The sequence below is a fragment of the Herminiimonas arsenitoxidans genome, assembly GCF_900130075.1.
Lineage (GTDB): Bacteria > Pseudomonadota > Gammaproteobacteria > Burkholderiales > Burkholderiaceae_D > Oxalicibacterium > Oxalicibacterium arsenitoxidans.
In genome coordinates, this window is the sequence record NZ_LT671418.1 from 2,942,078 (window position 1) to 2,960,948 (window position 18,871).

Sequence of the window (18,871 nt, forward strand, 5' to 3'; positions counted from 1 at the left end):
TGATCATTAGAGTGTATGCGACTCTCCTCCCTGAAGGTTTTCCTGCTTGGAGGGCAATGCCTCGAACGCACGTTGTCCGCGCTCGCCACGGAAGAAGGTTTCAATAAACGGATGCTTGAACTCAACTACCTTGTCCGGTTTGCAATAAGCAATGATGTGCTTGTCGGCCAATACGGCAACACGCGATGACAATGAAAATAAGGTATCCAGATCGTGCGTGACCATCACAACGGTCAAGTGCATTTCATCGCGCAGTTCACGTATCAGATTGACGAAGCTTTCCGACGCGTTGGGGTCCAGACCGGCAGTGGGCTCATCCAGAAAAACCAGCTCCGGCTCCAGCGCCAAGGCGCGTGCCAATGCGACGCGCTTGATCATTCCGCCTGATAAATCCGATGGCATCTTCAGCGCATGTTCCGGGCCTATGCCTGCCATTTGCAACTTCATCAATGCAGCATCGCGTATCAATTGCTTGGGCAATACGCGTAATTCGCGCATCGGTTGCGCCACATTATCGAAGACAGTGAATGCAGAAAACAACGCGCCTTGCTGGAACAGCATACCCCAGCGAGTGCGTAACTGCTGCAGACGTTGTGCATTGATGGCGTTAATGTCCTCACCAAATATGCGCACAGTGCCGCTGGCTGGACGTGCCAAGCCCAGCATTTGTCGTAGCAATACGGTTTTTCCCGAGCCGGAGCCGCCAACCAGCGAGACGATTTCCCCCTGATTGATGCTCAAGTTCACATGTTCATGCACGACCACATCGCCGAATCGCGTGCTCAGATTCTTGATCTGAACGATAGGTGTTGCTTCGGTCTGAGTCGTGGTCGTATCCATTAGAAACCTACTCCGGTGAAGACGATGGCAAAAACCGCATCCGCGAGAATCACGACTGTGATGGCAGTCACTACAGAGATGGTCGTACCTGCACCCAGACTTTCTGTATTCGGCTTGATGCGCAAACCAAAGTGACAGGCCACCAATGCAATCAGGCTGCCGAATACGACGCCTTTGCCCAGACCTATCCAGTAATTAGCGAGAGGAACCGCATCTGGTAGCTCACGCAGAAAATATTTGTACGACAAGCCTAACTCCATATTGGCGGCAACCATGCCACCGATCAAGGCCATGGCATCGGTCCATATCACCAACAACGGCATCGAGATCGCCAGCGCAATCACTTTAGGCATGATCAAGCGATAACCGTGCGGTAGTCCCATTACCAGCATCGCATCCAGTTCTTCCGTTACGCGCATGACGCCGAGCTGCGCCGTGATTGAGGAGCCGGAGCGACCGGCGACCAGAATCGCCGCCAGCAGTGGTCCCAGTTCCCGAATCACGCTCATGCCGAGTATGTTGACCAAAAAGATATCGCCGCCAAATTGATGCAATTGTTGTGCCGATAGATATGACAGCACGACACCGATCAAAAATCCCACCAGCGCAGTAATTCCCAGCGCCTGATATCCGGTATGAAAAATATTCGCGGAAATTTCTTTCCACGGTCCACGTTGCGGTTGTTTGAAGAATTGGCCGAGATCCATCGTCAACTGGCCGATCAGGCTGATAAAGCCGATCAGATGATCCAGCATATTCAGCTTGAACTGGATCAGCGTACACAGCGAGTACCAGTGATTCTTGGGCGGCCTCTTCATGACCAGCGGGCCGGTTTGTTCCAGTCGCCGAAAGAAGTTTTCGTATTGCGGCGCGAGCGTTAGTTGCGCCGGGCGTTTTTTGCCCCAGGCATTCCACAACAATTGCGCGCCTATGTAATCGAGCGCGTCGATCTGCGATAAATTCCAGTGCGCTTTATCTGCATTGCGTACGGACTGCAATGCGGCGGTAATTTTTTCCATCGCGCCGGGATGCGTCAGCGCACGCACTTGCCACGATCCAGCTGCGGTCACAGTAGCCGGGTCGTTCTGCGTGTAGCTGAGAGTGGGCGATGCGAAGTTATGCATGCAGGCAAGTGTAAGGGAGAATAGAGTTTGCGTCACGCCAGTGGCCGAACGCTACATATTTGGCGCAGAGTTCCGTTTCACAGGTGCAAGCATCCCGCTACAATGTGCACATGACATTTTTTCCTTCAGCACAAAGACTGGCCAGCCTGTGCGACTCCAGTGCGCAAAACATCGCGATTGATATCGTCGCAGAAACAGGCTCTACCAATGTCGATCTACTGGCAAATGTGCAGCATCTGCAGCAACCGACCTTGTTATGGGCGCAGACGCAGACGGCAGGAAAAGGCCGTGCCGGCCGTAGCTGGTACGCATCAGCCGATACGGCACTGACTTTTTCTCTGGCATGGAAATTCACCTTGCCGGTGCAAGAACTGATCGGTTTGCCCTTGGCGGTTGGTGTCGTGATTGCAGAAGCATTGCGTTCTTTGGGTGTAGCTGCGAGCTTGAAGTGGCCTAACGATGTATTAAAGGATGACGGAAAATTAGCCGGCATCTTGATTGAAACGGCAGTCGATAAAGCAGATCGGTTCTCGACATGGGCGATCATCGGCGTGGGTATCAATATTGCACAAGCAGATGGATTAAGCGCGCAAACGGGCCGTGTGGTCGCTGATGCGCCGGAGTTGGCGTCTGAGCGGGAGCGTGCGATGGCGGCATTATTGAATGGCTTTGCACAGGCTTTGCCTTTGTTCGAGCAAAATGGATTTACATCTTTTGTCGCAGCGTGGAACGCACTGGATGCCTATGCCGGCAAGCAAGTGAATATTCTCGATCAAGGGAAAATATTGCATAGTGGTCATGCCGCTGGTGTCGATGAAACAGGGCGCTTGTTGCTCGATACCGCGCACGGCCGCATCGCCATCGTGGCTGGCGATGTCTCGTTGCGGATCAAGGAGGATTGAGGCGATGCTATTAATAGTCGATGCGGGTAATACGCGTATCAAATGGGCACTGGTTGATCGATCTGCCAGTGATCAAACACCAGGCCATTGGCTGCAATCGGGTAGTGTCGCGCGCACGGATGCGCATCTGCTGGCGGATGCGTGGCGCGGTTTTCATATTGGTCGCGTCATGTTGTCGAATGTGGCTGGTCAAGAGTTGCGTGGTGAGCTGGAAAATGCAGTGCTGCACGTACTCGGTACCAGACCCGTGGCGCTGGAGTGGTTTACTTCTGCGGCGGAGCTGGGTGGTGTGCGTAATCTGTACCTGAATCCAACGCAATTGGGCGCTGACCGTTTTGCCGCAGCGATAGGTGCACATGCCTTATTCCCGAATCGCCCTTTGGTGGTGGCGACTTGCGGCACGGCGACTACAGTGGATGCGGTGAGTGCGGATGGTCATTTTATCGGCGGCATGATCTTGCCGGGATTGGGTTTGATGGCGACTTCGCTGGCGAAAAACACGGCGCAATTACCGCAAGTCGCTTTGCAAACCAGTTTGACGCAACCGTTCGCAGATAATACAGATGCCGCGATCGTCAGCGGTTGTCTGGCGGCGCAGGCTGGTGCGATCGAGCGTGCGATGGCGGCGCAAGCACGGGCGTATCCAAATGAGACAGTCTCTTGCATTCTGGCTGGCGGCGCGGCAGACTTGATTGCACCGCATCTTTCGATAGCCTACACACGTGTCGATAATCTGGTGCTGATCGGCTTGCACAAGGTAGCAACCCAACATTCTCCAACATGCTAAAAATTCTGTTCGGCTCATTGTTACTGATTAACGGCGGCTTGTTCGCCTTTCAGCAAGGCTATCTGGATAGCTTGATTCCTCCTAGCCATGAGCCGACGCGCCTCAAGCAGCAATTGAATCCGGATCAACTCAAATTAGTTCCTTTGGCTAGCGATAAGCCAGTGACTGAAAAAGTTGCGACTGCCGAGCCTGAAAAAACTCCTGAGCGCGTGGAAAAGGTTGCGGAAGTATTGGCCTGTACCGAGATAGGTAACTTTGATGCAACGGAAGCTAAAAACTTCGAAACGAAACTGACAGCATTGGCACTCGGTGATCGTTTGGCACGTCGCCCGATTCAAGAAAATGCGCGCTATATGGTCTACATCCCGCCGTTAGCGAATAAAGAAGCAGCAGATAAAAAAGCCGGTGAACTCAAGCGTATGGGAGTGGATGATTTCTTCGTGATTCAGGATCACTCTGCCTTGCAGTGGGGCGTGTCGCTGGGTATTTTTAAATCGGAAGAAGCTGCGCGCAACCATCTTGCTGCGCTGAATCAAAAAGGTGTGCGCAGTGCCCGTGTAGGCACACATAGCGTAGCCGCCAATAAATTCGCCTTCCAGCTGCGTCGTATTGATGCGGCGACCAAGAGTGGTGTGGACAAGATCAGAGAAGGTTTTCCACGGCAGGAATGGCGCGAGTGCAGTAATCCGCCTGCAGCTTGATTTGGCAGGCTTGGCTTTGAGCGAGTCAGAGTTGGGCGGAGTTATCTTTTTCTAACGAGCGCCGCGCACGTAAGGCAGCTAGACAATCCGGACACATGCAGGTTTTGGCATTGCCGCTTGTATCACGCACTACGCTGCTGATTGCCGCAGTCGGCAAGGCGGTGCACCAGCAAGCTTCTGTTGATGTTGTATCGACCATCCCACATGAGAACGTCGCGTTGCATTGTGAGCAATAGCTCATTTTTCTTTCGATTCTGTTGGATCAATTGACGGTAATTTTCGCATCGCCTTGCGTAGTATCGCCATCTGTCCATTGAAGGTACGACAAGCGTCGCAGACCAGCAAATGTAGGCGCATGCGCAAATGCTCAATCATCGTTAACGGACGATCCAGTTTTTCCGATGCCAGTCTGTGTACTTCTTTGCAAGTGGGAAGTCCCATGCCAATTCCAGTGGTGTTGCGTTATTTAACGGGTTGCGGCTGATTGCCGAACCAGTTCAGATCCAGACATTCGCGCAAGCGTAGCCGCGCACGATACAAGATCACCCATGCATTAGACGTGGAAATATCCAGTTCCTTACAGATTTCCTCGGTTTCCAGTTCCAGCCATTCGCGCATCATGAAGATGCGTGCTGTCTTGGCCGGCAGTTTCTCCAGGCAAATTTCCAGTACTTTGAAGAAGTCCTGTTCCTGCAAACTGGCCGCCGGATCACCCCAGGAACGTGGCATCTCTTGCGTATGACCATTTGCGGTGAACAGTGCATCGATCATGTCGTCGTCAGATTGATCGTCCTGCGTGGCTATCTGGCGCATGCGTTTGCCAGCACGCAGGGCGTCGATGATCTTGTATTTCATGATGGCGGTCACATAGGTGCGCAATGACGACTGCCCGGAAAAACTGTCTGGCTTCTCCAGTACGGCGATCAAGGCATCCTGCACTACGTCTTCTGCCAGCGCCTGATCGCGTAGCTGCAAGAGCGCGAAGCGCATCAAAGCAGGACGTAGCGACTCTAGTTCAGTGGCCAGCGTAGAGGATAAATGGGCGGTCATTGCTTGTGGTTTTGTCGTTTGAGCAATACAGCTGTGGAATATTCCTGGGGATTCCGGCAAAGAGCCAAGAAATGAATTGGCATTCCCTGTAAAATCGCGGTCAATCCATTTTAGAACCTCTCACGACCAACTTGACCGATATGAATGCTGATCTTACTGTAGTTTCGCCGCAAATACAGGCGCAAATTCTGGCCGAGGCGCTGCCGTATATCCGCAAATTTCACGGCAAAACGATTGTCGTCAAATACGGCGGCAATGCGATGACCGAAGAGCGCCTGAAGCACGGCTTCGCGCGCGACGTGATTTTATTGAAACTGGTTGGCATGAACCCGGTCGTGGTGCATGGCGGCGGTCCGCAAATCGATAACGCGCTGAAAAAAATCGGCAAGCAAGGCACCTTCGTGCAAGGCATGCGCATCACCGACGAAGAAACGATGGAAGTCGTGGAATGGGTGTTGGGCGGCGAAGTGCAGCAAGATATCGTCATGCTGATCAATCACTACGGCGGCCAGGCTGTCGGCTTGACCGGCAAGGATGGCGGCTTGATCCGTGCTCGCAAGATGAAGATGCCGGACAAAGAAAATCCAGGCCAATTCCTCGACATCGGTTTTGTTGGCGATATCGAAGCGATCAATCCAGCGGTCGTGAAAGCGCTGCAGGACGATGCTTTCATTCCTATCATTTCGCCTATCGGTTTCGGTGATGATGGCCAGGCTTACAACATCAATGCCGACGTCGTAGCTGGCAAGATCGCGGAAATCCTGAAAGCTGAAAAGCTGATCATGATGACCAATATCGCTGGTGTGCAAGACAAGCAGGGCAATCTGCTGACCGATTTGTCCGCACGCGAAATTGACGAAATGTTTGAAGACGGTACGATCTCCGGCGGCATGTTGCCTAAGATTTCTTCCGCACTGGATGCAGCGAAGTCTGGCGTTAATACCGTGCACATCATCGATGGCCGTATTGAGCATTCGCTGTTGCTGGAAGTGCTGACTGAACAAGCTTTCGGTACGATGATACGTTCGCACTAATTCAGATTTCTGTTTATTGAAAAGAGTGTCTTCCGCAAGGTCGACACTTTTTTTTATTTGTCAGGTATGGAGCTTTCCGATGCAATATTTTTCTTGATGTATCAAGGCGTCAGCAGTCGTACATCAAATTGCTGCTTGCCATTCCAGATACCCTTTACTTGCTGTCCCGTGATGGTGAGGCGCATTGTCGCTTGGGTAGAGCTGTTTTCGACATATTCCTGCAATGTGATTTCATTGCCGCTCATGCTGCCGCTAAGATCGATAGGCTTTCTGTATTTTTCATAAAAGTAAACGCCGCTTATTGAATCATCAGGTAGTCGATTCAGCAGCATGATAATCGCGTTATTTCCCAGATGGCCGCGCAATACCTGTCCGTACACGCCGGTCGCTCTTTTTGTTCCTTCACCCAGGAAAACGGATTTGCCGTAGGTACTCAGATACGGCTTTAACGATGCATAGGGCAGGGCACGCACGATATCGCCCACATCATCCAGCGCACGCATGGCGTGATTGCTGCAACGTTCTGCCTTCATATTGGCATGGTCTTGTGTGAATTCCCATATGTAATAGGAAAACGCGGATGATACATCTGCATCCGATCCAGCGGCTTGTTCTGCACAAGTGCGATTGAGGGCCAGACGGCCTTCCAGATCATCACGATCTTCTGCGCTCGCGTCCTTTTGTTTCTTGAGTTGCTGACTTTGTTTTTCCAGAGCACTCAGTTGCTGCAGGTAACGAGTATGTTTTTCCTTGTTCATTTGCTTGGATAGCGCTTGCATACCATCTGCAGTGAATAGTTCGTCTGGAATCAACATGCGACCTGTAGTCAGATCGAAGCTGTAAGAGACTTGATATTCCTCGCAGTAGGCACCGCATCCATCAATAGCGAACGCTACCGTCAACAGACGACTATCCTTGCGAGTGATGGAAAAATGCTGGCTGGCGATACCCTGCAGGGAAAGTCCATCGCTTGCGCCCAGATATTTCCCCATTTGCCGAGGAGAGAGTGCATTGAATTGTCCGATATAAAGTCGGTCATTGATATTGGCACCAAGCGCTTTGTCATTGGTAAAGACAAAAGGCATCAAGATGTCGCCGCTGGGTTCGGTCGTTTTGCTGTCGTTGGCGATTTTGACAGTAAGTGATTGTATGGTGATATCGGGCGCAGCTTGCGCCGTGCCAATCAGGAAAAGCAGAGAAGTAATGAATAGGCGCATACCAGTTTTTCCAAATCAAATGGCATATCAATAACGTGATCATACATTCACATTAAAAGCTAACCCATCCATTTAAAAAGGTGTGTCGACTATTGAGTCGGCACACCTTTTCGTTTTTGTTAAATATGCTTAAAACCGCAATCTATTCATTCTATTGTTCTATATGCCAATTCCCTGTCAGATTACATCTGCGCGTACAAGGCATTGCCTTCGTATTGCGCCAGCCACTTCTCAAACTCTGCCGCAGGTAATGGGCGAGAAATCATAAAGCCTTGTGCAATATCGCATCCCAGATCTGCCAGCAGTTTGTAAGCACTTTGATCTTCCACACCTTCTGCGATGGTTTTCATCCCCATTTTGTGCGCCAGCGTTACAGCGGCTTCTACGATGTGCACTGCGCCTTTATCGTCGGGTAGTCTGCGTACAAAAGATTGATCGATCTTGATGAGAGAGATGGGGAGTTGGTGCAAATACTGTAATGAAGAATAGCCAGTGCCAAAGTCATCAATGGAGATGGTGATCTTCGCATCCGCCAAACGACTTAATTCCACAATGGTGCGCGCGATATCGGTCATCAGGGCACCTTCCGTGACTTCCAGTTCCAGTGATTGACCGCTGACACCATAGCGTTGCAGAAGATGCAGAACTAGATCTGAGAAGCCGGGTTGCAGTAGATTGCGCGGCGAGATGTTGACGGCGATAGGGAGATGTATATCGTGCTGCCGCCACTTCACTATCTGTTCCATGGCCTGTTCCAGCGCAAACTCGGTAATCAGATTAATGAGTGTGCTTTGCTCTGCGCGCGGGATAAAAATTGCGGGAGGGATGTTGCCACGTTCAGGATGCTTCCATCGCATGAGCGCTTCCACGCTGTGAATTTCGCCGGTCTTGATGGAGATCTTCGGCTGGTAATGCATGGACAGTTGCCCTTCCTTGAGGGCGCTCATCAGATTGCCGAGGATGGATAAATTTTCCTTTGCAAAATTACTAATTTCCGGACTGTAGGCAACGCAATCCAGGACTTTCTCATTGGCGGAGATCAAGGCTGATTCTGCTCTTTGCAGATACTGCTCGGGTGCTTGTATTATCTTGTTGAAGGTGACGTAACCTAGTCGTGAATCGACATGAATTGGAATGTCGTTGAATTGGTATGGTTGCTGTGCACCTTTCACCAATTCTGCGAGCAGGGATTCTATTGCTTGCACATCGCGGTTTTCTATCAGGATGCCTAGTTGCTCTGGATCGATGCGATAGACCTGCGCTTTGTCTTGCAAGATGCTTTGGTAGCGATGCGCTGACTGCTGAATGACTGCTTCGATAATGTCGAAACCAAATGCCGATTTCAACTCCATCGCATTTTGCAGTGAGACCACAACAAGTACATGCAGGTGCGAGGTATTCTTTATTTTGGGAATGTCGGATAGCGATTCCAGCAATGCATTGCGATTTGGCAGTTGGGTGGCAGCATCATGGCGGGCTATCCATTTCAAGTGCCGCAGATAAGACCTGACGCTATCACTGGCACCGCCGCAGGCCATCCCTACCAACATGAAAAATCCGGTTCGGTAGAGCCAGTTGATAGTGTTTTGCTGTTCTCCGGTAGCGACATCGATGGGCATAAAAGGCCCTAAGGTAATGCCGCCTATCAGTCCTACGATCAATCCGCCACGCACGCCGAATATGAATCCAGACAGCAGAATGGCCAGATACATCGAGTGCGAATAAACAAATTTAATGCCGCCAGTGGCGTAGACGAGGACATAAATGCCGACAATCATCACGGCAAGCAAGGGGGCCACGGCGATACGTATGGCGCGGAGATGTGCGCCTAACCATTCGAACAATTGCATTGTGCTCATCAGACATTCCTTCAAGAGGCAACATCATGAATCTGGACAGGCTATTTCTTTTGAAAAAGGTTGATCGTTTTGCTGGATAGCGTGCTGGAATCGATATGGCTGAATAGGGTGGCAGAATGCGTGCGCATATTGCATTGATGAAACTCTTCAATGCATGTTGCCACGAGAAAATTATTTAAGCAATTAGTGATTATTTTGATAATCATTTTTGCCGCATGACGCTGGTGCAGGAAGGCAAAAAGAGAGCTTCAATATATTCTTTGCACTTCGTAACCGCGTTTTTGCAGCAGCTTGGGCACGCCTTTTTCACCCAGCAAATGCAAGGCGCCGACTGCCACAAAGCTCACTTTGTCGGTTTTCAATAGGGCTTCCACTTTGTTCGCCATATTGGGATTGCGTTTATCCAGCAAGACTTGTTGCAGGAATCTGTCGGAGGCATTCTCACCTTTTTGCATTTCAAGTAACGCATTTTCCAGCGCCTTGGCATCTGCGATTTGCCATGCTGCGATCAAGGCGAGTGCTTTTTTCATCGCCTCGCCATTGGCCAGCTCGGTCAGGTTTTCTTTCAGGTATTCCTCTTGCTCGACATCGCTCATGCTGTCGAACAGCGAGAGTTGATAGTCGGCTGTTTCCAGTTCTTGTATCGGTTTGTTCTGTTTTTGCGCAATCGAGATAAAGTATTTTTCGATACCTTGCTCGGTTGGGAAGCCATTACGCGCCATTTCTTGTACGAGTAGCAGATTGGCGACCATCCACGGTTTCATCCGCGCGACGTTTTCAAATGGAATGCCGACACGCTTCAGCGCTTGCCGTAATTGCGCACTGCCATCAGCGGATAGATGTTGGTTAATCGTTTGTCCATCAGGATAAATGCCGTGTCGCATGACGGCCACGCGCATGGCTTCGGTATCGCGGATATCAACTTCGATTACCAGTTTTTTTGCATCGGATAATGCGCGTGTCACTTGTGGTTCGAGTGGGTAGAATGCTGTTTGACCGACGTGTATGGTGCCGAACAGATAGCTGACATTACCGCGATAAGTAGCGCGATACAGCGTACCGCGTTGCGGCGCTGTGTTTTTCTGTACAGTTGACGTTACTGTTTGTGTCGCCGCTTTGTCGGCTTGTGCGCTTGCCGTGTACAGGCTTAACAGTGCGATAAAAATAAAAACGATATTACGACGCATGCAACTTCCTTAAATATATGAATACCCGGTACAAAAAACGATGTCTAAGCTGACCTGGCTGTTCGATCTGGATAACACGCTGCATAACGCATCGCATGCGATTTTCCCCGCGATCAATCTCAATATGAATGCGTTTATCGCTCAGGTATTGGACAAGGGCGGTTTGGCTTCGGATGAGGCGGCAGTGAATGCCGCGCGCGTCACTTATTGGCAGCGTTATGGTGCGACTTTGCTCGGTATGGTAAATCATCATCAGGTGCGGCCCGAGGATTTCTTGCGCGAGGCGCATCGATTTGACAATTTGGCGACGATGATACGGGCTGAGCGCGGCTTGGCGCGTTTGTTGCGCCGACTGCCGGGTCGCAAGATATTACTGACGAATGCACCGCGTCGTTATTCGCGCGATGTGTTGCGGCATCTGGGTTTGCATCGTCATTTTGCCAAACACGTACCTATCGAAGCGATGCGCGTACATGGCCGCTTGAAGCCTAAGCCATCGAAACAAATGCTACGCAAATTGCTGGCCAGGGAGCGTATCTCCGCACATCGTTGCGTGTTGGTGGAAGATACTGTCAGCCATTTGAAAGGTGCCAAGGAATTGGGTATGAAAACCGCCTGGATTACCCAATATCTGGCCAGCGATTCGAGCAAGCAGGCGCTATCTGGCTATCACGCAACAGTAGGCTGCACAAAACGCCCAATTTATGTCGATGTCAAAGTAGAATCCGTAGGGCAACTATTCAAACAGTTGCATCGATTGCGCTAGCGGGAACACATTTCGTCCTTACTTGCGAGATGAGTTGTAGATTGCTTACCTACTTATAAAAACTATTATGGCAACCATGAAACCAGGCGAACGTAAACTGCAGATACTCCAGACATTGGCAACAATGCTGGAGCAACCAAAAGGCGAGAAAATCACCACCGCAGCATTGGCAGCACGGCTGGAGGTATCGGAGGCTGCGCTGTATCGGCATTTCGCCAGCAAGGCGCAAATGTTCGAGGGTTTGATTGAATTCATAGAATCGACCGTCTTTGGCCTGATCAATAAAATTACCGAACAACAGGAAAACGGCTTGTCGCAAGTGCAAGCCACCATCATTATGCTGCTCAATTTTGCCGAACGTAATCCCGGCATGACGCGCGTGATGATAGGTGACGCTTTGGTGAATGAAGATGAGCGTCTGCAAACGCGCATGAATCAATTCATCGATCGCATCGAATTGGCGATCAAGCAATCGCTGCGTGTGGCGGCAACGCAAGGACAGGCCAGCGAAGCGGAAGTCACGGTGCGCGCTAATCTGATCACGAGTCTGGTGCTTGGGCATTGGCACCGTTTTGCGAAAACAGGTTTTAAGCAAAATCCATCGGCTCATGCTTCGGCGCAAATAGCGATGTTGCTGGCTTGAATCCGGATACGACGTTCTCTTTTTAGAGCAGCGTCGTATCTGTCTGTTTTTCCATAATATTGTGCGTTCCGGGAGTGTCTTGCCTGTGTGCATAGACTGGCGCTGAGCGTGCCTGAAAATATCCTGCCGTACTTGGTCGTACAATAGCGACTTGCTTCACATCCTTCTCGATTTATGTCCTTGTTTGCTCCTGCCGATTCTTCTCACGCTTGTTTTGCCTTGCTCGACGATGTCGATGCCAGCGCGGCCGGTGCGCGTTCACGCTTTTATTCCGACCATGTCGGCACCTTAACGTGTCGACATGTGGAGCAACTGCCGGACTTGTTGCAAGAGATGCAGCAGTTCTTGCAGCAGGGCAGGTTTGCAGTCAGTTTGTTCACTTACGAGTTGGGGGCGGATTTGCATGGCATTCCTGCGCATGCAGGCGATCAGCCTTTGGCTGAAATCCTTGTGTTCGAACGTTGCGATCATCTGGCGTCTGAGCAAGTACGAGCGTGGCTGGCGCAGCATACGCAATCGCTACATGCGGGCATCGCCAATGTGCATGCGGATATTGATGAAGCAACCTTCTGTGCTGCGATTGCGCGCATACACGATTACATCGCAGCAGGCGACACCTATCAGGTGAATTACACCTATCGCCTGCGCTTTGATGCTTATGGTTCCTTGCATGCCTTGTACAGTCGTTTGCGCGAACGTCAGCCGGTGCCGTATGGTGCGCTGATTGCATTGCCGAATGGGCGTGCCGTGTTGTCTTTATCGCCGGAATTATTCATGCGGCATGACGATGGCGTGCTCACCGTGCGACCGATGAAAGGCACTGCAGCAGCCAGTGGTGATCCGCAACAGGATGCACAGGCTGCACATGCACTGGCATCCGACGCCAAGAATCGTGCAGAAAATCTGATGATCGTTGATCTACTGCGCAACGATCTGGGACGCGTCGCTAAAGTCGGTTCGGTCACGGTGGATAAACTGTTTGATGTGCAGCGTTACAGCAGCGTCTTGCAAATGACATCGACGGTACACGCGCAATTGCGTGATGACACCACCTTGCCAGAAATATTCGATGCGCTATATCCATGTGGCTCGATTACCGGTGCACCCAAACATCGCACGATGCAAATCATTCGTGAACTTGAGCCGAGTCCACGCGGTATTTATACCGGTGCGATAGGCTGGTTCGATCCACCAGCATCAACACAAAGCATCGGTAATTTTTGTTTGTCGGTGCCGATACGCACTTTGCAATTGCAGCCGCAGAATGCGAATGGCATACGTCCGGGCGAAATGGGCGTAGGCGCTGGGATTGTGCATGATAGTGTGGCCGCAGATGAATATGAAGAATGCCGGCTCAAGGCGAGTTTCCTGATTGGGATGCCAGGCGAGTTTGAATTATTTGAAACCATCTATGCGACGCACGATCAGGGATGTCGTTATCTGGATAGGCATCTGCAGCGTTTGCGTGCGTCGGCGACTTACTTCGGTTTTGCTTTTGATGAAGAGAAAATACGTGCAAGTTTGAGTGAGGCTTGTGCATATTTGGCAGCAGGCGTGGCTCATCGTTTGCGTTTTGCATTGAAGCAGGACGGCGATAGTGCGATTCAGACTGCAGTTTTATCTCAGTTGGAGACTCCGGTAAAAATACTATTGGCAGAACAAACAACGACGGCCAATGATGTTTTCTTGCGTCACAAAACCACGATACGTACCGAGTACGACGCAGCATGGCGTGCTGCCGAGCAGCAGGGCGCTTTCGATAAATTGTTTTGCAATGCGCAAGGGCAGGTCACCGAAGGTGGGCGTAGTACGCTCTTCATTAAATTGCATGGCCGCTGGTACACGCCACCTTTAAGCGCAGGCCTTCTGCCGGGTGTAATGCGTGGCGTTTTACTCGACGATCCTGAGTGGAATGCGCAAGAAAAAATCTTGACGCTGGATGATGTGCGCAATGCAGAAGAGATAGTGGTCTGCAACGCATTGCGCGGGGTGTTGCCAGCCGTGATCGACTGGACGACATAATTCTGTAGCAGCGCTTGTTATGCGGGCAGCGTCACCTTGAAGCAGCTGCCCGGTACATCGCGTCCGGTACATACAACTTCACCGCCATGTGCTCGCGCGATTTGCTGCACCAGACTTAAACCTAATCCCACACCACCTTCACGTTCGCTGGCACCAGGCAGACGATAGAACGGAGCGAAGATGTTTTCGCGCTCTGCGATTGGTACGCCGGGGCCACCATCGCACACTTGTAAAACAATCTTGTTGTCGACTTTCGCCAGTGAAACGTCTATCGGCGTGCCATTGCCATAGCGCTTGGCATTTTCTAACAGGTTACGCACCATGCGGCGCAGCAGTCGGGCATCGCCGGGAATTTCTATCGATTGCGTATCGAGTTGCGCGTCTATGCGCGCACATTCTTCAGCAACTAGTGCAGTCAAATCGATTTTTTCAAATGTCTGACCGACAGTGGTAGTCGCATCGAGACGACTGGCGAGCAGGATTTCATCAATCAGTTGATCAAGTTCACCGATATTGCGCTTGAGTTCGGTGCGCATTTCCGGTTGTGCATCGGCTGCCATTAATTCGACCGCCATGCGTATACGCGCCAATGGTGAACGCAATTCATGCGAGGCATTCGCCAGCAAGGCCTTTTGCGCATCCACCAAGGCCTCGATACGTGCCGCAGAGCGATTAAAACTGGTGGCGAGTCGTCCTACCTCATCTTTTCCTTCGACCGCGATACGGGTCGATAGCTGGCCTGCGCCCAATGCTTCTACGCTGGTTTGCAGACGTTCCAGCCGACGCGTCAATCGACGCACAATGGGATAAGCGCCTATACCCATAGCCAGACCGATGATGACTAATGTGGTGAAGAAGCTGAACGGCGGTTTTCGGCGTCCCGGATGCTGGCCGACCAGCCAGCGATCATCCGGCAATTTGACGGCGAATACCGGCGGTCCGCCGCCCATCCAGCCGCTGGTGACTTGCGACTCATCGAGTGGTGGCAGTTCACGACCGGCAGTAGCAATTTTTTCGCGATGGGCAGAATACAGCGCCAGATCGGCACGCATGCGCGATTGCCAGCGCGACAAGGCTTGCTGTTGTTCTTCGTTACTGGCGTCAGGCGGTGGCAAGACATCGGAGGCAATCGCGGCAAACGATTCCAGACTAGGACCGATCTGGCGTGAATCGGCGTTGATACGCCATGCGGCAGCGAACAACAGTCCTGCCACGGTCAGGCTGATCAGCATTGCCAGATAAATACGGATGTATAGCCGGTGCGACCAGCTAAAACGTCCGCGTATTGCTTGTTCAGACATCCTGCGCCTTTGCAAATACATAGCCTGCACCACGCACGGTGATGATGCGTTTCGGCTGTTTTGGGTCATCTTCGATGGCTGCACGCAGACGGCCGATGTGCACGTCGATCGAGCGATCGAATGCTTCCAGCGGTTCACCCTTGACGGCATCCATCAATTGTTCGCGCGATAAAACACGCCCGGCGCGATCAGCCATCGCAGCGAGCAGATTGAATTGATAAGACGTAACAGGCTTCTCTTGATCGTCCAGACGTATGACGCGTGCATCCAGATCGATTTCCAAACGGCCGAAACGCAAAATGCGTTCATTGCTTGCAGCAACGCCTTGTTGGCGGCGCAAGACGGCACGCAAGCGTGCCAGCAGTTCGCGTGGCTCAAATGGTTTGGGTATGTAATCGTCGGCGCCAAGCTCAAGACCGACTACGCGATCCATAGGGTCACCTTTAGCGGTCAACATGACTATCGGCATAGAGCCCAGTGGTTGTGGTTGTGTGCGGATTTGTCGACAGACATCGAGTCCGTCAGCATCCGGCAGCATCAGATCGAGCAATACGATGGAAAACGCTTGCGTCGCCGCGGCTTGCTGCAATTGATGCAGTCCCTCCTTGGCGGTACCGCTATGCGTAACCTCGAACCCGTTCTGGTTCAGGTAAGTGGCAACCATGCTGGCTAGGCGCTGGTCGTCTTCGATCATGAGTAGGCGTTGGGTCATTTGGCTAGTGTAACGCGGAGTGTTGCAATGAGTCGCGCCTGCATCCAATTTTATGGAGACAGGCGCGCTCATTACGCAGAGCCCGTTTTACTGAGCGGCTGGTGCAGGTGCTTGTGGAGCAGCGCCTGGGCCGCGGTCAGGACCATGGCCGTGACGTGGGCCATGACCAAAACGGTGACCGAAGCCAGGACCGTGCTTGCTCAGTTGCTCAACTGCTTTCACGCGCTGTGCTGGCGTCAAAACTTCTGCCGCATCTGCAAACGCTTGGCTCATGCGACGCGAACGTTGATCAGCCAGTTTTTGCTCGGTTTGACGTACTTGTTCGATTGCCTTGCGATCGATGGTCGATTGTGCCAACAATTTCAGACCTTGTGCATGTGCGGCACGGCTTTGTTCGTGCAATGGGCGCAGATCGGTGAATGCAGCCTTGGCAATCGCATCAAGCTTTGTTTTTTGTTCAGGTGTGGCATCTGGTACCAGACGGCTCAGCATACGGTCAAAGCGTTTTCCTGCATGTTCAGGATTCATCTTGTCACGATGGTCAAAGTGTTTTTGTTGCGTCGTGGTTTGCGGTGCCTGGCCTTCTTGTGCGTAGCTGACGCCAGCGAAGGAAAGGACGCTGACGATAGCAGCAGTTGCACCGACCATCATTAAGCGGCGACCGCGCGATGCAGTTTGAACTGACGCAATAGTCATTTTGTTCAGTGGGGTTTGCTTGTTCATTTAAAGCTCCTTTGTCTATCAATGGTGCCGGCTGTTCTGTGCTGGCATGTTGATACTTTAGGAGAGCACTGTTGCGCAATCGCATGCGAGCCGTAAAGTTATGTAAAGGCTGAATCAGCCCTTGTTGGTGCGTTCATTACCCTGCTTATTCCTGATATCGGTATTGCGCACCAGTTTGGGTGGAGTAAATCATCTTTATTGGATATGGCTACTTTGGCAGCGATCGTATAGCGCTTGGCACAGCTTTTGCACCGAATAAATAGTGCGGCGCATGGTGTCGCCCACGATGTTTGCCTTAGTCAAAGAATAATAAGGAATAAAAATGAACAGGCGTCACTTTCTCCATGCCAGCTTACTGGCCAGTTCCACCTTGTTGGTCGGTGTTTATGCAAAGGCCGATGCACGTATAGTCAACATCAACGATGCAATCAATAAATCAGGTCGCCAGCGCATGCTGTCGCAACGTTTGGCCAAATCCTATTTGCAGATCGGGCAGTCCATCGATTTGCCGCGTTCACAGAAAATATTCACGCTATCGATGGCCTTGTTTGAGCGCCAATTGGCCGATCTCGAATCGTACGCACCTACGCCAGAGAACAAGGCAACGCTGGCTGATTTGAAAAAAACGTGGGGACGTTACAAAGAGGTATTGATAACGAATCCACCGAATCAGCAAGACGCCAAATCGGTCATGACGATCAATGAAGAAGTGCTGGCATTGGCGCATGCAGCTACGCTGCAATTGGAAAAATTATCGGGAAGCACGGCCGGACACCTCGTCAATATCGCTGGACGGCAACGCATGCTGTCTCAACGTATGGCGAAATTTTATCAAGCGATCAATTGGGGTGTGGCTTCATCGAATGCCTTGGTTAATCTGGCCAAGGCACGCGATGAATTTTTGACTGCGATGGCAGAATTGTCGGCTTCACCGAAAAATACCTTGCTCATCAAACAGGAAATTACGCTGGCTCAGCAGCAATGGTTTTTCTTCGACCAGGCATTGAAAAGCAGTGCGATCAGCAACGATAGCAAAGTGCGTTTCGCTACCAATGTCGCGACCAGCAGCGAGCGCATACTGGAGACGATGGACAAGATTACTGGCTTGTACGAGCAATTGGCGTGAGCGAATTGCGCGTGCTGTCGTCAGTTTGTGCTGATTGTTGGCGTGGTGTTTAGTGTGCTTGCCCACACACGCTGCAATTGGCATTGCGTGCGATCTTGATGCTGCTCCATTCCATCGTGCGCGCATCCAGCAATAACAAACGTCTAGCCAGCGACTCACCAATTCCTGCGACCAGCTTCAATGCTTCTGCCGCTTGCATGCTACCTATGATGCCGACGAGTGGCGCGAAGACGCCCATGGTGCCGCAATTCACTTCTTCAAATTCCTGATCTTCCGGGAACAGGCAAGCGTAGCAAGGTGCGTTGCCGCTGCGTGGGTCGAACACGCTGATCTGACCATCGAACTTGATCGCAGCACCCGATACCAACGGCACGCGATTGGCAACGCAGGCACGATTGATCGCATGACGGGTTGCAAAGTTGTCGCTGCAATCGAGCACGACAGACGCATTGCGCACCAGCTCGTTCAAGCGTTCACCTGATACCCGTTCTTTTAACGCGACGATATTAATGCTGGGATTGATGTCTTCCAGTGTTTGCTTGCCGGAGTCTGCCTTTGGTCGACCAACACGTTCCGTCGTGTGCAGAATTTGGCGCTGCAGATTGGTCAGATCGACGGTGTCGTCATCCACCAGCGTGATGGTGCCTATGCCTGCAGACGCGAGATAAAACGCCGCAGGTGAGCCGAGACCACCTGCGCCTATGATCAATGCATGCGCTGCCAACAGTTTTTCCTGGCCCTCGATATCGACTTCATCGAGCAGGATGTGGCGTGAGTAGCGCAGTAGTTGGTGGTCGTTCATAAATCATCCGTGATGCTGATACAGGAATAAAAATAATCGGAACAATCAAAAAAAGCCGCATCGCTGCGGCCTTTT

General features: G+C 51.5%; 20 protein-coding genes. 8 read left to right on the forward strand and 12 right to left on the reverse strand.

Annotation, left to right across the window (positions count from 1 at the left end; all coding sequences use genetic code 11):
• Positions 1 to 6: 6 nt before the first annotated feature.
• Both BQ6873_RS13915 and BQ6873_RS13920 read right to left on the reverse strand, forming a co-directional pair.
• On the reverse strand, positions 7 to 840 hold the full coding sequence (locus BQ6873_RS13915) for an ABC transporter ATP-binding protein (protein ID WP_076593173.1): 834 nt from the start codon (positions 838 to 840) through the stop codon (positions 7 to 9).
• Complete coding sequence (locus tag BQ6873_RS13920; protein WP_076593174.1) at positions 840 to 1,964, reverse strand: MlaE family ABC transporter permease; 1,125 nt, start codon at positions 1,962 to 1,964, stop codon at positions 840 to 842. The genes BQ6873_RS13915 and BQ6873_RS13920 overlap by 1 nt, the downstream gene beginning before the upstream one ends.
• 110 nt (positions 1,965 to 2,074) lie before the next feature.
• Here BQ6873_RS13920 and BQ6873_RS13925 point away from each other — a divergent pair, with 110 nt between their 5' ends.
• From BQ6873_RS13925 to BQ6873_RS13935, 3 genes are read left to right on the forward strand one after another with little or no spacing between them, the layout of a single operon-like run.
• Complete coding sequence (locus BQ6873_RS13925; protein WP_076593175.1) at positions 2,075 to 2,866, forward strand: biotin--[acetyl-CoA-carboxylase] ligase; 792 nt, start codon at positions 2,075 to 2,077, stop codon at positions 2,864 to 2,866.
• Between the two features lie 4 nt (positions 2,867 to 2,870).
• The gene (locus BQ6873_RS13930) at positions 2,871 to 3,653 is read left to right on the forward strand and encodes a type III pantothenate kinase (protein ID WP_076593176.1); all 783 of its coding nucleotides are present in this window, start codon (positions 2,871 to 2,873) and stop codon (positions 3,651 to 3,653) included.
• The gene (locus tag BQ6873_RS13935) at positions 3,647 to 4,354 is read left to right on the forward strand and encodes an SPOR domain-containing protein (RefSeq protein WP_076593177.1); all 708 of its coding nucleotides are present in this window, start codon (positions 3,647 to 3,649) and stop codon (positions 4,352 to 4,354) included. Before BQ6873_RS13930 ends, BQ6873_RS13935 begins: the two co-directional genes overlap by 7 nt.
• 25 nt (positions 4,355 to 4,379) lie before the next feature.
• Here the strand turns inward: BQ6873_RS13935 and BQ6873_RS18455 are convergent, their stop codons facing one another.
• The 3 genes from BQ6873_RS18455 to BQ6873_RS13950 are packed head-to-tail and all read right to left on the reverse strand — an operon-like array spanning position 4,380 to position 5,404.
• Positions 4,380 to 4,595 (reverse strand): cysteine-rich CWC family protein, encoded by a 216-nt coding sequence (locus BQ6873_RS18455; protein WP_076593178.1) that lies wholly within the window; start codon positions 4,593 to 4,595, stop codon positions 4,380 to 4,382.
• Positions 4,592 to 4,795 carry a zf-HC2 domain-containing protein gene (locus tag BQ6873_RS13945; protein WP_076593179.1) on the reverse strand — a complete coding sequence of 68 codons (204 nt, stop codon included), beginning with the start codon at positions 4,793 to 4,795 and terminating at the stop codon, positions 4,592 to 4,594. The genes BQ6873_RS18455 and BQ6873_RS13945 overlap by 4 nt, the downstream gene beginning before the upstream one ends.
• Before the next feature lie 21 nt (positions 4,796 to 4,816).
• Positions 4,817 to 5,404 carry a sigma-70 family RNA polymerase sigma factor gene (locus BQ6873_RS13950; protein ID WP_076593180.1) on the reverse strand — a complete coding sequence of 196 codons (588 nt, stop codon included), beginning with the start codon at positions 5,402 to 5,404 and terminating at the stop codon, positions 4,817 to 4,819.
• Positions 5,405 to 5,544: 140 nt separating this feature from the next.
• Here BQ6873_RS13950 and argB point away from each other — a divergent pair, with 140 nt between their 5' ends.
• Positions 5,545 to 6,438, forward strand: coding sequence for an acetylglutamate kinase (gene argB / locus BQ6873_RS13955; protein WP_076593181.1), 894 nt, complete (start codon positions 5,545 to 5,547; stop codon positions 6,436 to 6,438).
• A gap of 101 nt (positions 6,439 to 6,539) precedes the next feature.
• Here argB and BQ6873_RS13960 read toward each other — a convergent pair whose 3' ends face one another.
• From BQ6873_RS13960 to BQ6873_RS13970, 3 genes are all read right to left on the reverse strand, one after another.
• Positions 6,540 to 7,655: a hypothetical protein gene (locus tag BQ6873_RS13960; RefSeq protein WP_076593182.1), complete on the reverse strand. Its 1,116-nt coding sequence runs from the start codon at positions 7,653 to 7,655 to the stop codon at positions 6,540 to 6,542.
• 182 nt (positions 7,656 to 7,837) lie between these two features.
• Positions 7,838 to 9,514 carry a putative bifunctional diguanylate cyclase/phosphodiesterase gene (locus BQ6873_RS13965; RefSeq protein ID WP_076593183.1) on the reverse strand — a complete coding sequence of 559 codons (1,677 nt, stop codon included), beginning with the start codon at positions 9,512 to 9,514 and terminating at the stop codon, positions 7,838 to 7,840.
• A 248-nt stretch (positions 9,515 to 9,762) separates the two neighbouring features.
• On the reverse strand, positions 9,763 to 10,701 hold the full coding sequence (locus tag BQ6873_RS13970) for a TraB/GumN family protein (RefSeq protein WP_076593184.1): 939 nt from the start codon (positions 10,699 to 10,701) through the stop codon (positions 9,763 to 9,765).
• Between the two features lie 40 nt (positions 10,702 to 10,741).
• Here BQ6873_RS13970 and BQ6873_RS13975 point away from each other — a divergent pair, with 40 nt between their 5' ends.
• The 3 genes from BQ6873_RS13975 to pabB all read left to right on the forward strand — a co-directional run bounded on the left by BQ6873_RS13975 (position 10,742) and on the right by pabB (position 14,132).
• Positions 10,742 to 11,467, forward strand: coding sequence for a pyrimidine 5'-nucleotidase (locus BQ6873_RS13975; protein ID WP_076593185.1), 726 nt, complete (start codon positions 10,742 to 10,744; stop codon positions 11,465 to 11,467).
• 67 nt (positions 11,468 to 11,534) lie between these two features.
• Positions 11,535 to 12,110, forward strand: a complete 576-nt coding sequence (gene slmA / locus BQ6873_RS13980; protein ID WP_076593186.1) for a nucleoid occlusion factor SlmA — start codon at positions 11,535 to 11,537, stop codon at positions 12,108 to 12,110.
• 174 nt (positions 12,111 to 12,284) lie between these two features.
• The gene (gene pabB / locus BQ6873_RS13985; protein ID WP_076593187.1) at positions 12,285 to 14,132 is read left to right on the forward strand and encodes an aminodeoxychorismate synthase component I; all 1,848 of its coding nucleotides are present in this window, start codon (positions 12,285 to 12,287) and stop codon (positions 14,130 to 14,132) included.
• 17 nt (positions 14,133 to 14,149) lie between these two features.
• On the opposite strand, the gene BQ6873_RS13990 is transcribed toward pabB, so the two are convergent.
• The 3 genes from BQ6873_RS13990 to BQ6873_RS14000 form a co-directional block, all read right to left on the reverse strand.
• Positions 14,150 to 15,433, reverse strand: a complete 1,284-nt coding sequence (locus tag BQ6873_RS13990; protein WP_076593188.1) for a HAMP domain-containing sensor histidine kinase — start codon at positions 15,431 to 15,433, stop codon at positions 14,150 to 14,152.
• Positions 15,426 to 16,145, reverse strand: a complete 720-nt coding sequence (locus BQ6873_RS13995; RefSeq protein ID WP_456237241.1) for a response regulator — start codon at positions 16,143 to 16,145, stop codon at positions 15,426 to 15,428. The genes BQ6873_RS13990 and BQ6873_RS13995 overlap by 8 nt, the downstream gene beginning before the upstream one ends.
• Before the next feature lie 87 nt (positions 16,146 to 16,232).
• Positions 16,233 to 16,868: a Spy/CpxP family protein refolding chaperone gene (locus BQ6873_RS14000; RefSeq protein WP_076593190.1), complete on the reverse strand. Its 636-nt coding sequence runs from the start codon at positions 16,866 to 16,868 to the stop codon at positions 16,233 to 16,235.
• A gap of 322 nt (positions 16,869 to 17,190) precedes the next feature.
• Between BQ6873_RS14000 and BQ6873_RS14005 the strand changes: the two genes are divergently transcribed.
• Positions 17,191 to 17,994 (forward strand): type IV pili methyl-accepting chemotaxis transducer N-terminal domain-containing protein, encoded by an 804-nt coding sequence (locus BQ6873_RS14005; protein WP_076593191.1) that lies wholly within the window; start codon positions 17,191 to 17,193, stop codon positions 17,992 to 17,994.
• A gap of 49 nt (positions 17,995 to 18,043) precedes the next feature.
• Here the strand turns inward: BQ6873_RS14005 and BQ6873_RS14010 are convergent, their stop codons facing one another.
• Positions 18,044 to 18,796 carry a HesA/MoeB/ThiF family protein gene (locus BQ6873_RS14010; RefSeq protein WP_076593192.1) on the reverse strand — a complete coding sequence of 251 codons (753 nt, stop codon included), beginning with the start codon at positions 18,794 to 18,796 and terminating at the stop codon, positions 18,044 to 18,046.
• Between the last annotated feature and the right edge of the window lie 75 nt (positions 18,797 to 18,871).